The sequence below is a fragment of the Pseudoalteromonas sp. S3260 genome (assembly GCF_005886925.1).
GTDB lineage: Bacteria > Pseudomonadota > Gammaproteobacteria > Enterobacterales > Alteromonadaceae > Pseudoalteromonas > Pseudoalteromonas tetraodonis.
In genome coordinates this window covers 1-15,266 of sequence record NZ_PNCV01000015.1, presented here as the reverse complement: position 1 = coordinate 15,266, position 15,266 = coordinate 1, and the positions used below count along the sequence as shown (strand labels likewise).

Annotated in this window: 7 protein-coding genes and 3 pseudogenes; 3 read left to right on the top strand and 7 right to left on the bottom strand. The window is 41.5% G+C overall.

All coding sequences use genetic code 11. From position 1 onward, the window contains the following. Positions 1-53: 53 nt before the first annotated feature. Positions 54-2,447: a TonB-dependent siderophore receptor gene (locus tag CWC14_RS03235; protein ID WP_138561259.1), complete on the bottom strand. Its 2,394-nt coding sequence runs from the start codon at positions 2,445-2,447 to the stop codon at positions 54-56. A gap of 165 nt (positions 2,448-2,612) precedes the next feature. Further along, positions 2,613-3,842 (bottom strand): MFS transporter, encoded by a 1,230-nt coding sequence (locus CWC14_RS03230; protein ID WP_036983784.1) that lies wholly within the window; start codon positions 3,840-3,842, stop codon positions 2,613-2,615. A 175-nt stretch (positions 3,843-4,017) separates the two neighbouring features. Here CWC14_RS03230 and gtfA point away from each other — a divergent pair, with 175 nt between their 5' ends. Continuing rightward, positions 4,018-5,490: a sucrose phosphorylase gene (gene gtfA / locus CWC14_RS03225; protein WP_076921972.1), complete on the top strand. Its 1,473-nt coding sequence runs from the start codon at positions 4,018-4,020 to the stop codon at positions 5,488-5,490. Positions 5,491-5,563: 73 nt separating this feature from the next. On the opposite strand, the gene CWC14_RS03220 is transcribed toward gtfA, so the two are convergent. After that, a complete protein-coding gene (locus CWC14_RS03220) occupies positions 5,564-6,595 on the bottom strand; it encodes a LacI family DNA-binding transcriptional regulator (protein ID WP_016900594.1) in 1,032 nt (343 codons plus the stop codon). Between the two features lie 81 nt (positions 6,596-6,676). Next, positions 6,677-7,570: an AraC family transcriptional regulator gene (locus CWC14_RS03215; RefSeq protein ID WP_138561257.1), complete on the bottom strand. Its 894-nt coding sequence runs from the start codon at positions 7,568-7,570 to the stop codon at positions 6,677-6,679. A 195-nt stretch (positions 7,571-7,765) separates the two neighbouring features. On the opposite strand from CWC14_RS03215, the gene exaC reads away from it, so the two are divergent. Together exaC and CWC14_RS19635 are read left to right on the top strand one after the other, a co-directional pair. After that, complete coding sequence (gene exaC, locus CWC14_RS03210) at positions 7,766-9,286, top strand: acetaldehyde dehydrogenase ExaC (protein WP_016900596.1); 1,521 nt, start codon at positions 7,766-7,768, stop codon at positions 9,284-9,286. Positions 9,287-9,889: 603 nt separating this feature from the next. Next, positions 9,890-10,054, top strand: a pseudogene (locus CWC14_RS19635) (DUF998 domain-containing protein); the annotation flags it as partial. Positions 10,055-10,057: 3 nt separating this feature from the next. Here the strand turns inward: CWC14_RS19635 and CWC14_RS03200 are convergent. The 3 genes and pseudogenes from CWC14_RS03200 to CWC14_RS03190 all read right to left on the bottom strand — a co-directional run. Beyond that, a pseudogene (locus tag CWC14_RS03200) lies at positions 10,058-10,252 on the bottom strand (DUF547 domain-containing protein); the annotation flags it as partial. Then, positions 10,233-12,386, bottom strand: coding sequence for a dihydrolipoyl dehydrogenase family protein (locus CWC14_RS03195; RefSeq protein WP_138561255.1), 2,154 nt, complete (start codon positions 12,384-12,386; stop codon positions 10,233-10,235). The gene CWC14_RS03195 and the pseudogene CWC14_RS03200, both read right to left, overlap by 20 nt. Positions 12,387-12,400: 14 nt before the next feature. Next, positions 12,401-14,753 (bottom strand): annotated as a pseudogene (locus tag CWC14_RS03190) (TonB-dependent receptor). Between the last annotated feature and the right edge of the window lie 513 nt (positions 14,754-15,266).

Sequence of the window (15,266 nt, the reverse complement as noted above, 5' to 3'; positions counted from 1 at the left end):
AGTGTAACAATCGCTGAAAAACATAGCTTCAGCGTTTGTTACACTAAAGATGGTTAGTTAAACGCGTATTTAAGCGTTATTGATGTTGTGCGGCCATTAATAGTACGGGCGCGAATAATGTTATTATCTGGAATTGAGCCTTCTTCAGCTTCTGTAATACCTACCGTATCGAATAAGTTATTTACATTAAGTGCAATATTAAGGTTTTCAGATAAATCGTAACTTACAAAGCCATTTACTTGAGTGTAACCGTCAAATTTAAGGTCGTTATTGTCTTGAGCGTAAGCATCAGTAGTACCAATAAAGTTGACACCGGCAGCACCTTTATCAAAGCTATAACGAGCCATTAAAGAGTAGATTAAATCAGCTTGGCGGCGTGGCGTATTACCTACCACTTCAGGTGTAAGTGCATCCTTAGCAATTTCTGCATCAGTCCATGTTAAGTTACCACGAAAATCCCATGCATCGATGAAGTAAGTTGATTCAATTTCAATCCCTTTTGCTTCGTACTCACGGTCAAAAAAGGTTTGCGATGTTGCTTCAAAGTTTTGCTCTTCTGTTTCTGCATAAAACGCTGTTGCAAAAACTGAGAGTGAATCAAAACGTTTTTTAACCCCAAATTCATACTGGTTTACTTCATCAACGGCATCTTCATCAGCAACCGAACCGTCAGCGCGTACTTTACCAAATAAAAGTCGGTCAGCATTTGCGCGGCCACCTTTACTCAGTCTTGCAAATGTCGCAAGGCTTGAATCTATTTGGTAGTTAGCCCCAATTGAATAGGATGCATAATCCCAATCGTAATTTACTGGGCTAGCATTTGCGGTATCAATGCCTGCTACATTTTGTTCAGGAACTGAAATCACTCCATCGCGATTCATATCGACCGTTGAGGTAACGGCACTTGCATAGTTGCCGCGTGCTTCACCACTATCGTAACGAGCACTGGCATCAATACTTACATCACCCATTTTTGTTGAAAATGAAACGTACGGGGCGCGGGTATCGTATTCTGTATCGTAATCACGCTGACAACAGTTACCCCAAAAAGGCGTTCCGTATGCATATAAACCATTTTCAGAAAACGCTGTACCATCAGCAGCTGTTACATTTAGTAGCGCCGCATTATCGCCCTTAAGCTCCATAAGGTAAGAGTTCCATAACCATGACATAGCAATATTTTGCGTTGAAGCATAGTAACCAAACGTAACGCTTGTATCATCGCTTAGTGATTTAGTTAGTTTGAAGTCGTTCACAATAGAGTCAAAGTCGTTCATTGTGACGTCAAACGTATGAATACGCATGGCTAAATCGTCATTAAATGCAGCTCCGGTATTTGCATTACTAAGCGTTGCACCTGCGCCGCCAATACTTTGTGCAATAGCAGTCGCGCTGCCTACTTCAGCAGGAATAAGTGAATTAAAGTTACCGCTAATAGAGGATTTACGAAAACGGTTTTCAATACGCCAATCGTTATCTAAGTCAAATACAGCTTCAAAACCCACTGAGTCAACTTGCGGGTTCATGCCATCGCGAATATCGCCGCTACTAATTTGATTTTCGCCATTTAAACGCACTGTTTTAGTAAATAATGCTGAATGCGGGGTATCTGATTGTGCGTCAAACCCTGGGATTGAGTCACCATTTGCATACATTGGCATTGGTAAGTAACCCACGCTTTTGTCATCTAAATGTTTGTAATAAAGACGCACGTAACCGTTTTCAAAGTCTTTGGTAAGGTTGGCTTTAATTTGCCCACCTTTATTTGATGTGTAACCTGTTTCACGCGGGCCTTCACCTTGGCGCACAAAACCACCTACATGAAAACGTACGCTATCACTAAGGTAAGTGCCGTATTCAAAGTCTGTACGAATAGTGTCGTAATCAAGGCCCAGTGTTGTAGAAACACTGCCTGATTCGTTTTCACCATTTTTAGATATAAAGTTAATTATGCCGCCCGGTGCATTACTTGCTGCAGTCGAGGCCGAACCACCACGAATTGATTCGATAGTTTGTACGGTATTATCTAGGCGCATAAATATATCAGCGTTACCAAAAGCAATATCACCGTATTGCATAACGGGTAAACCGTCTTCTTGTAATTGTAAAAACTTAGCACCACCAGAGGCCACAGGTAAGCCGCGTACAGCAATGTTTGCGTTACCTTCACCGCCGGTTGATTCTGAGCGTACGCCCGGAATAATTCTAAACGCTTCAGCAGTTGAACGGGGTGTAGATACTTCAACTTGAGCAAGCGATAGGCTGCTCACTGATGAGCTTGATGCCATAATGGTTGTACGACGTGGTACACCGGTTACAACGATAGTCTCAAGACCTTTGTTAGCTTGCGCTTGTGTGTTTTGCTCTTCTTGTTGTGCATAAACGCCTTGGCTTACAGCCAGCGCTAAAGCACTCATTAAATATAAAGGTGTGTTGTGTGTTGTCATGTGAACGCCTCGTTTTGTGAGCCCGAAGGGGTTGTTATTTTTACTTAATCGATTAAGTAAAAATAACAAATCTTTTACAATAAGCAAATTATTTTATTCTTTATTTGCTGTTTTTTTACTCATCTATTGATTTATATAGTGTTTTTTAGCACCCAATTTGTTGATTTACTCAGTTATTAGGTTGCTCTCTTGTAAAGCGCTGGCTGATGGGTCACGGAAATAGTTAAAAAGCATCGCTAAAAATAAAATAATGGCAAAGCCGGTTGCAAGATAAAAACCATAACGTACATGACCAAAGTAATCGCTGATCATACCCATAAATAAAGGTGCTAATGCGGCTGAAAGTGCAGTGAAAAATAATATAACCCCAGCAACTGCGCCATGTTGTTGTACCGGGAAGCACGATATTCCTTTGGAGTTTAAGGTCGGGTAAACCATCGACATAAATAACCCTGAAAGCGGCAATAAACCAACAGCCCAATCAACGCCACCGACTAAAGTACCCACATAACATAATGCGATACCTAAACTTAAGTAAGCCATAACACCTTGCCAGCTATAGCGGTTTAATAACCACACCGCAATAAAACGACCTGCGGCACGCAGTATAAAAAATATGGTGAGTGCATAGGTTGCCAAAAGGGGCCAAGAGCCTGTGTAGTCTTTTAACAGCGTCGGCATCCATACATAAATGGCAACCTCGGTTGCAACATAAAGCGCAATGGCGAGCGAAAAGCCAAGCGCGTAGGGGTTTTTTATCATTTTCATGGTGGTAGCAAGTGAAGCGGGCTTTTCAGTGCTTTTAACAACGCTCGGATACTCTGCACGCCACGCTAAAAACGCTAAAATTAAGCACATAATACCAGCAATAATATATAAATAAGTCCAACTTACATTTTGTACCAGTAATACACCAACAAGTGCAGGCCCAACAATGGCACCAATACCAAAAAAGCCTTCTACTTTGTTCATGGTTTTAGTGTGCTCTGCGTTGCTATGAGAAATATCACCTAATAACGCTAAAGCGCCGGTTTTAAATAAGCCAATAGCTAAGCCAATACAGCAAAGCAAAAAAATAAAAAATATAAAGCTGCTACTAATGGCGAATAAAAAGCAACTCGCAGAAAATAGTAATAACCCAAGCATAATCGTTTTTTTACGCCCGAGGCTATCGGCTAAAAAGCCTAAAAATAATCCGCTAAAGGCAATGAGTGCCATAGGCGCATAGTGAAATGCGCTGGCTTGGGTCATGCTTAAACCAAATTCAGTTATGAGCTCGGGAATGATCATGCCTACGGCATCGGAGGTCATGGCAAACATAAAAAACATCATATATGTGAGCCAGCGAATTTGTTGCAACGGATCGCTGCTTACGTGTGTGTGTGATTTTGTCATGTGCTTTTCCTCGTTAAATGCGTTCTTAACACCCAGTAAGTCAGTCAGTTACTGATTATAGTATTAATGTCGCCACGATATTTGTATGTAAAATTTATAAAAATAACTTGTAAATTCGTACGTGCTAGTTAAAGATATATCTTAATCGATTAAGTTTCAACATGGTAATCACACAATGATGAAGAATAAAGTTCAATTGATCACATACGCTGATCGAATTACTGGCCAAGATATAAATGCACTTACCACTCTTTTACATGGCCCATTAGAGGGCGTTTTTGGTGGTGTGCACTTATTGCCATTTTATAACCCAATTGATGGCAGCGATGCAGGCTTTGACCCGATTGATCATAGTGAAGTTGATTCTCGAATCGGTACTTGGGACGACATAAAGGCACTCGGTAAAGACCATGATTTAATGGCTGATCTCATAGTGAACCATGTGTCGGCGCAATCTTTTCAGTTTCAAGATGTACTGGCTAAAGGTAAAGCGTCAGAATTTTGGGATTTATTTTTAACCAAAGAGGACGTGTTCCCCAATGGCATGAGCGAGGCTGAGCAGCAAGCTATTTACCGTCCACGCCCAGGCAGTTGTTTTACGCCAATGAAATGCGGTGATGGTCAAACGTATGATTTTTGGACCACTTTTACCGATAATCAAATTGATATAAACGTAAAAGTAGAGGCAGGAATTGCGTATTTAAATAATGTACTTACTAAGTTCTCTGCTAACAACGTTAATATTATTCGTTTAGATGCAGCGGGTTATGCCATTAAGCAGGCGGGTACTAATTGTTTTATGCTAGATGAAACGTTTGGCTACTTAGATAACTTATCAAAGCAAGCCAACGATTTAGGCATGGAAACCATTGCAGAAATTCATAGCCATTATCAAACACAAGTAGATGTAGCTAAGCGCGTTAATATGGTTTATGACTTTGCGTTGCCACCACTTATTCTACATAGCTTGTTTAATAACAATGCGGATGCATTACTCAAATGGCTAAAAATATCGCCGCGTAATTGTTTAACGGTACTAGACACCCATGATGGCATAGGCATAATTGATGCAGGCCCAATGGGCGAAAAACCAGGCTTATTAAATGCAGAACAAATTGATAACCTAGTAGAAACCATGCATGCAAATAGTAACAATCAAAGCCGCCAAGCAACAGGCGCGGCTGCCAGTAATGTCGACTTATATCAAGTAAACTGTACTTATTACAATGCATTAGGCGCTAATGATTTTGACTATTTGCTGTCGCGAGCAATTCAATTTTTTGCGCCAGGTGTACCGCAAGTTTATTACGGCGGCTTATTTGCTTGTGAAAACGATATGGAACTGTTAGCAAAAACCAATGTTGGCCGTGATATAAATCGCCCATATTTGAACGCGGCTAAAATAGAGCAAGCCCTTAATAAACCGGTAGTAAAAGGGCTCATAGAGCTAATTAAAATGCGTAACGAACACCCCGCATTTGCAGGTGAATTTTCGGCTCAAGGCGGCGCAAGTGTTTGTTGTTTAATGTGGAAGCTTGAACAACAATCAATTTCTTTGAGGATTGACTTTGCAAGCCGTACTGCGCTTATTACGCAGCTTAATGGCACTCAAGAAAGCACTCTAAACTTACAAAGTTTATTGGCTTAATAGCTTTATTTGTTGAAAAACCAAAAGCCAAGCAGTTTCTGCTTGGCTTTTTTATTTGCTTTATTAACAGTGCTTAGCTACTTGCACCAATATCGAGTGCGTAACCTACTTCATATTGTTTTTCTTCTTTAGAAATAAATAAGTTAGCAGCCATAACGCCCTTTTCTTGGCTATTTTGATGAATTGTAGTGAGGCGAGGTACAAAACGAGCGGCTTCTTCTATGCCATCAAACCCCACAATACGCAGCTCACTGCCTATTTTTATCCCTTGTTTTATGGCTTCTCGCATGGTGGCAAGGGCAATTAAATCGCTCATGCATATAATCACGTTAGGGCGAGGGGAGGCTGTTAATACCTCTTTTGCGGCAATATTTGCAAAGCGCTCACTGCTTTCAGGAATATTCCAAATGCGGTCGTCGGCAACCGTTATATTGGCCTCACTTAAGGCGCGTTGATAGCCACGCAAACGTTGATGCGAAATAGATTGGCCAGTTTCAAATTCGTGATGTTCGTATACCCGGCACAATACATTTTCATCAAGTAATCTTAAACCTAATATAGCCACTTTATCATCTTGATTATGCAAAACATGTTTGGCTATTTCATAACTGGCTTGCTCGTTATTAACATTAATTGAGGCGTTACGGGCAATGTCAAAATCAACCGTCACCACATGTTTAGAGACTGTTTTTAGTTGCTCTACTAGTGCTTTATTGCGCGGGCGACCATAACAAATAAAACCATCGACAAAATCAACAACGCTGTTGAGGTTGTCACTGTTGCCTGAAAACAATAAAACATTAATATTATTTTTTTCAAGTACCGAGGTTACTCCCCGCATAAAACTGCTCGCAACAGGGTCTGATACCATGTATTCCACGCTATCAGGAAGGACTAATGCAACAATATTAAACGTGCCACTTCGCAAAGATTGCGCCGCTTTATTAGGGCCATAATACCCCAGCTCTTTGCACGCTTTAAGTATGGCTTCGCGGCGTTTAGCAGAGAGTTGATCCGGGCGATTAAATGCATTTGATACCGTAGCATTAGACACACCTAATTCTTTGGCAATACTCTTTAATGTCCAGCGGGTGGGTTTACTCATCGGTGACTCATTACTACTTACAACATTGCAAACAATCTAGCATATTAGGCTGTTTAATATAACAAAAACTGTTGTGTTAGGTTAGTGGCGACACGCTTTTGGTGCAATACCAAAAGTTTGCTTAAATAAACGACTAAAATGACTGGCGCTATTAAAACCCAGATCGTAGCACACCTTGCTTATAGCGTGGCCTTCTAATAAAAGCGTGCGGGCTTTTTTAAGCCTAAGTTGTTGCTGCCAAAGTGCAGGGCTAGTACCAAAAGCAAGTTTAAATTGCTGGTAAAACTTACTACGACTCATACAGGTTATTTTGCAAAGGGTGTTTATGTCGAGGTTTTCGCTTAAATGCTCCTCAATATAATGCAGTGCATCACTCACGTTACTTTTTAGGCGCAGCTTATCGCAGTTTGCCAGCAATAAATCACGGCTCTGTTGTTGTAATAAACGGGTGATCAATTCGTTTAACGATAAATCAATTAAGTAGTGTCGCTCGGCGCCTTGCTCACTAAATAAATGCACCATGCGCTCTAATAACTGCTGCGTTTGAGTATTATGTTGGGTATGCACTAAATTAGGGTTGTATTCAAACAAGGCATCGTTTGCAAAACTTTGCTGCATATTAAGCGCATTAGCCACATTGGTTATTTTATCGGTGCTTATTTCAATGGCTAAACAGGTTGTGGGTGCGTTTAAGGATGCATGCGGAAAATCAATCAGCACGCTTTGCTCAGGTGCTAATACAAACGATTCATGTGGTAAAAACGCTTTGTGGTATTGACTGCTCTCAACATGCATTATTTTTTTACCACTGAGCATGGCACAAAACAGTAATTCGTTTGAGTGCAACGCCACTTTTTGCGCACTTTTATAGGTATCGTAAATACTTAGCTCAGAGTTATCGGCAGCAAAGGTCACTTTGTTTTCAATCAGTACATCAAGTTGTTGGCGTTTTTTATTTAACTGAGATGTGTGCATGTTCAGCCTTTTTTAATCGTTATAGAGCGTTTTTAATGTGGACTCACAGACAACTTTTTTGGACAGCTAAGCAAGTTTTTAAGCGCTTAATGGTCTAATGTCAATCAATACCGATTAAATATAAAACAAGTTGCTACATTACTCTAACAAATTTCGGCTTAGACTTTTAGCTAACAACAACAAGAGAACACACATATGATTTACGCAAACCCAGGTTCACCAGACGCACTCGTCACATTTAAACAGCAGTATGGTAATTACATTGGCGGCGAGTGGGTTGCCCCAGTCAACGGCCAGTACTTTGATAATATAAGCCCAGTTAATGGCAAGGTATTTTGTAAAGTACCGCGCTCAGATAAAGACGATATAAACCTTGCACTCGACAAAGCCCATGCAGTAAAAACCCAGTGGGGCACTACCTCAGTCGCCGAGCGCAGCAATATACTATTAAAAATTGCCGACCGTATTGAACAAAACTTGGAGCTACTTGCAGTGGCCGAAACATGGGATAACGGCAAAGCGATTCGTGAAACCCTTGCCGCTGATATTCCACTGGCCGCCGATCACTTTCGTTACTTTGCCGGTTGTTTGCGTGCTCAAGAGGGCAGTATTGGCGAGATAGACGAAACCACGGTGGCGTATCATTTTCATGAGCCTCTAGGCGTTGTAGGGCAAATTATTCCGTGGAACTTCCCATTATTAATGGCCGCATGGAAATTAGCGCCTGCACTTGCAGCAGGTAACTGTGTAATATTAAAACCTGCCGAGCAAACACCTGCCTCAATCTTAGTGTTAATGGAAATTATTGGCGATTTACTCCCAGGAGGTGTTTTAAATGTGGTAAACGGCTTTGGTAAAGAAGCAGGTGAAGCACTGGCAACCAGTACGCGCATTGCTAAAATTGCCTTTACAGGCTCAACCCCTGTGGGCTCACATATTTTAAAATGTGCAGCCGAAAATATTATTCCTTCAACGGTAGAGCTTGGGGGGAAATCACCTAATATCTTCTTTAGCGATGTTATGGAAAAAGACGACTCATACTTAGATAAAGCAATTGAAGGTGCCATTCTTGCCTACTTTAACCAAGGTGAAGTATGTACTTGTCCATCACGCTTGTTCATTCAAGAAGATATTTATGAGCAATTTATAGAACGTATTTTAAAACGTACTAAACAAATTAAACGTGGCAACCCGCTTGATAGCGAAACTATGGTAGGCGCACAAGCCTCTAAAGCCCAGTTTGATAAAATTTTAAGCTACATTGAAATTGGTAAAGAAGAAGGTGCTGAAGTATTAACTGGCGGCCATGTTGAGCAATTAAGCGACGAGCTAAACGGCGGGTATTACATTCAACCTACACTATTAAAAGGACGTAATGACATGCGCGTGTTCCAAGAAGAAATTTTTGGCCCCGTTATTTCAATGTCGACCTTTAAAGACGAAGCCGAAGCACTTGAACTGGCTAACAGCTCAGAATTTGGTTTAGGCGCAGGGGTATGGAGCCGTAATATGAATCGTGCTTATCACTTTGGTCGCAAAATAGAAGCAGGTCGTGTATGGACTAATTGTTACCATATGTACCCAGCACATGCAGCGTTTGGCGGTTATAAAAAGTCTGGTATAGGCCGCGAAACTCACAAACTCGCGCTGGATCATTACCAACAAACTAAAAACTTGCTAGTAAGTTACAGCGAAGATCCGCTTGGCTTTTTTTAATAACGCGTTTTAGTTTAAACAAACAACCTATAAGTAATGAAAGCGCTACATTTTTGTAGCGCTTTGTTTTTTAAAACTAATACCGATAGCATTTGATTAGTGGTTAATTATAATGATAAAGAAATGATTTATTAATGAGACGAAAAAATCTTAATGAATTATGCATAAAGAGAGCAAAGAAGCGCTGCGCTGAAAGAGTAGGTTAAAGGTCATAGTTCAGGGCTGTTATGATTAGGTTTCAGGCTGTTTTCACAAGCTCGCTGCTCGTCACTCGAAGCCCGCTCATTTATTTCTCATTTATTTTTCTCAGTTCAAAAAAATTTAGTGAATTATACACAAAGAGGGTAAAGAGACGCTGCGCTTTTAGAGGTACAAATAAGTAATCAAATTTTAGACATCAGGCATCCACTAAGCAGGATAAAATGTGTATGAGTAAATAGTTCAGTTGTTTGCCTCCCTCCCTATTTAAAAGTGAGCAATTAGCGCACTATAAAACTGTAAACTTTCAGGGAGATTCTGTGCCGGAGATACCGCATTTGCGATAACTGTAGAGCTGGTTTTGGCTTGTTAGCTAAGTGTTAGTTCCTAAAAAGGATTTTGATGATGTTTGAAACGATTGCGGTTTATTCAGGGTTAATAGCCACATTATGGATATTCATTGGCGTTTATGTAGCAAGTCTATTTTATGAAGGCTACAGCCATTGTTAACAATTTTGTAGTGAATTAGGTGCAACAGGTAGCCCAACTGAAAAACTGTCACCGCTAATGGTAGTGCTCGTGTTTAATTGCAGCGTAATCAACCTCAGTGCTGTGCCCATGATTAATAGCGACAACATGTTTAGTTAATAGCGTGTTCCAACTATCGTGCAGGTTTTGTGCACTACTTTTAAACGCCGTGACCAGTAGTGCACTTAAAACTAAAAACTTCAATAACGTATACAAAGGCTTAACCTCGGCGCCATGCATGGTATTTTTCAAGCATGTTTAAAACAGTTTGTGGAGCATGGTTACGTTTCCATTCACCAGCGGCATATTTGTTGCCTTCTGCCCATGTTGGGTAGCTGTGAATTGTGCCTAGAATTTTATTAAGGCCAAGGCCGTGTTTCATGGCTAAAACAAATTCAGCAATTAAATCGCCTGCATGCTCAGAAACCACAGTAACTCCGAGTATTTTGTCTTTTCCTTTAGGAGTGATCACCTTAATAAAGCCATTATTGGCGCTCTCAGTAATGGCGCGGTCTAACTCTTCAAACTCAAAGCGGGTGATTTCATAGTCTATGCCTTTATCAATCGCTTCTTGCTCGTTTAGGCCTACGCGGGCGACTTCTGGATCAATGAAGGTGGTCCATGGAATAACACGGTAATCTACTTTAAACTTTTTAAAGTGGCCAAATAAGCCATTAACCGCCGCGTACCACCCCTGATGAGCCGCAACGTGAGTAAACTGGTACGGGCCTACAATATCGCCTGCGGCAAAAATATTAGGGTAGAGTGTTTCTAGGTAGTCGTTAGTTACTATGGTGCGATTAGTTTCTATACCAAGCTCTTCAAGGCCATAGCCTTTGAGGCGTGCGCTTCGGCCAACGGCACACAGTAGCTCATCATATTCAATATCAATTTCGGTGTCGTTGTGTTTCACCACGAGGTACTTTTTACCCTCGCGTGCTTCACAGCGCAGCGCTTGGTGTGAGGTTAAAATATTAACGCCACTATCGGTCAGTGATTGGTGTGCAAAAGCTGACACTTCAACATCTTCTTTAATCATAACGCGCTGAGTCATTTCAACTTGCGTCACACTTGAGCCTAAACGGGCAAAGCTTTGTGCAAGCTCACAACCAATCGGGCCGCCACCTAAAACAACCAGTTTTTTGGGCGCTTCGTCGAGCTCGGCAAATTTGCTCCATAAAGTATCGCTGGTAACGTAACCGGTTTCTTCAATACCTGGCAGTGGCGGTACAAACGGGCGAGCACCGGTGGCAATAACAAGTGTGCGAGCGGTAAGAGTTTGCGTGCTGCCATCGTTAAGTTTAATTTCTACTGTCCACGGGTCAATCAATTTTCCATAGCCTTTTAAAACCTCCACACCTAAATTTGTGTAGCGCTCTATGCTGTCGTGCGGGGCTATATCAGCAATGATCTGATGTACACGTGCCATTACTTTTTTAAAGGAAAACTGCGGTGTAGTGTTTTCAAGGCCATAGTTTTCGCCATGGCGCATTTGCTGTGCTATTTTTGCACTTTTAATAATCGCTTTACTAGGCACACAGCCAGTGTTTAAGCAGTCACCACCCATTTCGCCGGCTTCAATTAAGGTGACTTTGGCTTTTACTGCGGCGGCAATATAGCTGGTAACTAAGCCGCCTGCACCCGCGCCAATAACAATCATGTTACGGTCGAATTTTTTGGGCTTAGTGTAGTTTTTATAAACCCGTTGTTTTTTAAATACATTTAAAATCGCTTTCGCAATCAGTGGGAATACACCTAATAGAGCAAATGACAGAATTAAATCTAGTGACAAAATGCCCGATAAACGCTCAATTTGTGCAAGTTGAGTACCGGCATTCACAAATACAAAGGTGCCTGCCAACATACCAATTTGGCTCACCCAATAAAAAGTCCACGACTTAATAGCGGTTAAGCCCATCAATAGGTTAATTAAAAAGAACGGAAATACCGGCACTAAACGCAAAGTAAAAAGATAAAAAGCGCCTTCTTTATCTACGCCTTTATCGATAGCAGCTAAACGCTCAGGAAACCGTTTTTTAATGGTGTCGCGTAATAAATAGCGTGACACTAAAAAGGCAAGGGTAGCACCAATCGTTGAGGCAAACGACGCCACCAGTAAGCCTTCTACTAAGCCAAATAATGCGCCTGCGGCCAATGTTAAAATAGCTGCGCCAGGTAAAGAGAGAGCCGTTACTACCACATAGAGCAAAAAGAACCCGCCAATAACTAACAACGGCGATTGCGCTTTGTATTGGTTAAACTGATCCATCGACCCTTTTAAGCCATCGAGTGTAAGTAACTGGTGCAAATTAAAATGAAAGAACATGCCAATACCGGCTGCTGCAATCAATACTAACAATAGTTTTTTAATCATATTATCTCTTGGGCTTAAAAGTTATGCGTTAGGGTAAGCTTGGCGTTTATTGGTAATTCAGGAAATGCCAATGTTGCGCCAAAATAGCCGCCTTCAAACACTGGACGCCAGTTATCTTGATTTGTGACGTTGTTCACATCTAATCGCAACTTAGTGCTAGGCGTAAACGCGTAGCTGGTATTGACGTTTAACGTGTATTGGTCACGAATTTTCACTGTTTGTAAAAAGTCCAGCGGGTAACTCTTTGTATATAAAGCTGAAAAACCTGCCTGCCATTTCTCATTAATTGAATAACTACCATTAACGCTTAACGATTGCTCAGGAATACCTTGTACTTGGCTATTTGAAGGGGCAAACGCTGTATAACTTGGCGCGCCTATACCATTACCGGCAATAATATCTGGGCGTGAGTTATCAAACGCATCAGCAATTTGCGCCGAGTCTTGGCCAGTCGCAGAGTTATCGTAGCGCGCGTCAATATAGCTATAACCTGCACTTAACCAATATGGGTAAGCGTCGTAAAATACTTGGCCTTCAAAACCTGAGGTACGAATACCGGTATTGCTGCCATCGCGGTTGCGTAAACTACGGCGCTGGCTAAATAGGGCGCCATCAGCATACCAATCGCTGTTGGTAGGCGCGTATTTTAAGCCAAATTCTACCAGCGTGTTTTCGGTTGCAAAGTTTTGCGCACTAATCGTGTTGTCACCACCTAAGGTGTTACCACCGGCCATACTATTTGAAGTCGCTTCGTTGTAACTTGCTGTGCCGTAACTTGTAAAATCAGTATTGAGCTTGTAATTAAAACTGATTTGGCCAGATTGCAGTGTGTCGTTAATGCTATCACTGGCTGCTGTTTGTCCTTGTGGCGCTATGGGATCGTGTGCTTCTACATTATAATAATCAAGGCGGTAACCCACACTGGTACGCAGTTTATTTGTCCACTGTGAGTCTTGTTTATAGCAAAGCCAGTTTGCCAAGAACGCGAGTCGGTGGTGTCTGATAAGTTAAAATCGCCACTGCCACCGCCGTTTATATCGTATTGACCACCTGGGGATACAAATACACCGGGGCGCAGCTCAACTAAGCGTGCTTTTTGCGCATCGGTTAATGGAATGCGACGGTTTGAAAGTGGGCCCGTTAAATCAATTGGCGTGTCGGCCTCGGTGGTAAACTGGCTGTAGCCAAGTACTTTGTTGTAGCGCACATCAAAGGTTAAGATAGTTTACTGTTCATTATTCCATTGATACGTTAGTTCAGTGCGGTTTTGTGCGGTATCGGCACCATCTATAATTTCAACAAAACTGTTTTGAGCCACTTCATCACGTTTTAAGTGCTGAAAATAACTAATATTTTTAAGCGACGCTTTATCTGAAAGCTCGCGCTTATAAATACTGTGTAATAGGTAAGTAGTGGCTTCGTTTTGGTTATCAGGATCGGTAAGTACCGTGCTGCGATCAATGTTAACTAACCCTGTTGGAGATACAATTGAACCCGCTGCGGGTACTGTGCTGCCGTTTGCTTGAACGCCTTGGCCGGTAATATAAAGGCCATGGTCGATGAGTGCTTGAGTAGGGCGGTTAATACCGGCGTTGTCGGTAAACTCAACGTGGTATAGCTCAAAGTTAATATCCCAGCTGCTTTTATCATCAGGCAATACTCGCAGTGCTGCAAAAAGACTGTCGCTTTTATTCCCTGAGTAATCGTAGTAGCTTCCATGATCAAGGTGTTCATAACTCACACGAAAACCAATTTTGTCTTTTACAATCGGTGCAGTGTAATCAAGCTGAGCGGTGTATTGATCCCAGCGACCCGCAGAGAGCTTCGCTTTACCTTTGTGTTCTTCAGTTGAGGCTTGCTTTGAGTGTAAATTAACAAAACCACCATTGCGCTGGCTTGAACCAAACAATACCGGAGGGGCGCCTTTAACTACATCTATTTGTTCTACCGCGTTAAATGATAACGGCACACCAAAGCCGTTATTACCCGCTTGGCGACGAGTTCCATCTTGAAAGAGCTCACCTAATTGGCCTCGAATAGTGGGTAAGCTTGGTGCCCCAAAGCCACTGGCGGCATACGTATTAGGGCTCACAGCAAGTACGTCTTGCAAGGTAGTAATGTTAAGTTGTTCTAGCAGCTCTTTTGAAATAGGCGTGACTGAACGTGCTATATCTTGCAGTGCTAAATTATCGCCAAAGGGGCCATTATGGTTGCATCTTTAACAGAAAGTCCTTGAGAATTTAAACTTTGGCCCGCTACTTCAATACGCTCTATAGCATTTTCTGTTACAGGCTTTGTTGTAGCAAAAGCAATAGCGGGTGTGTTTAATAAAGCGGCTATAGATACGGCCAAGGATGAATATTTCAAACGTTTTCTCTCTGTAATTGTATGTTGATGGTTATAAAAGACCGAAAGGTTTAAAAATAACTTTCAGCAATTTAACAATATTGTTATTTATTAAAATATTAAAAATAGCTGCTTTGTTAATCGATTTATTAAACAAGCTTAACAGCTATTTACAATTATTATGAAATAAAAGGGAGTTTGTACGGTCTTTATTGCTTATTAGTTTATTTATATCTTTTTTAAGGAAATTTTATGACAGGTTCAATGAATACTGATGTACAAAATCGTTTGCAGTGGTCTTTATTATCGCTTCGGTGTGGTGTGTTTATAGTGATGTAAAGGGCCTGTTTATCTTTCGAGGTTTAATTTGCAGCTGTATGTTTGGCTTTTAGGCAAGGCAGAGCCTATGTAGTGTGGTTATTCCCCATAAATAGGCGATAACGCAGCATAAATGCCAAACAGACCCTGCTCGAAGGGTTCTGCCTAGGGGCGATTTACTCTTTGTTGCTCGGTTTTTACTTAGCCCACTAGGTT

Excerpts from the sequence above, each read along its gene's own strand:
- CWC14_RS03195 (WP_138561255.1), bottom strand. The coding sequence starts at position 12,386 with ATGATTAAAAAACTATTGTTAGTATTGATTGCAGCAGCCGGTATTGGC.
- gtfA (WP_076921972.1), top strand. The coding sequence starts at position 4,018 with ATGATGAAGAATAAAGTTCAATTGATCACATACGCTGATCGAATTACT.
- CWC14_RS03230 (WP_036983784.1), bottom strand. The coding sequence starts at position 3,842 with ATGACAAAATCACACACACACGTAAGCAGCGATCCGTTGCAACAAATT.
- CWC14_RS03215 (WP_138561257.1), bottom strand. The coding sequence starts at position 7,570 with ATGCACACATCTCAGTTAAATAAAAAACGCCAACAACTTGATGTACTG.
- CWC14_RS03235 (WP_138561259.1), bottom strand. The coding sequence starts at position 2,447 with ATGACAACACACAACACACCTTTATATTTAATGAGTGCTTTAGCGCTG.
- CWC14_RS03220 (WP_016900594.1), bottom strand. The coding sequence starts at position 6,595 with ATGAGTAAACCCACCCGCTGGACATTAAAGAGTATTGCCAAAGAATTA.
- exaC (WP_016900596.1), top strand. The coding sequence starts at position 7,766 with ATGATTTACGCAAACCCAGGTTCACCAGACGCACTCGTCACATTTAAA.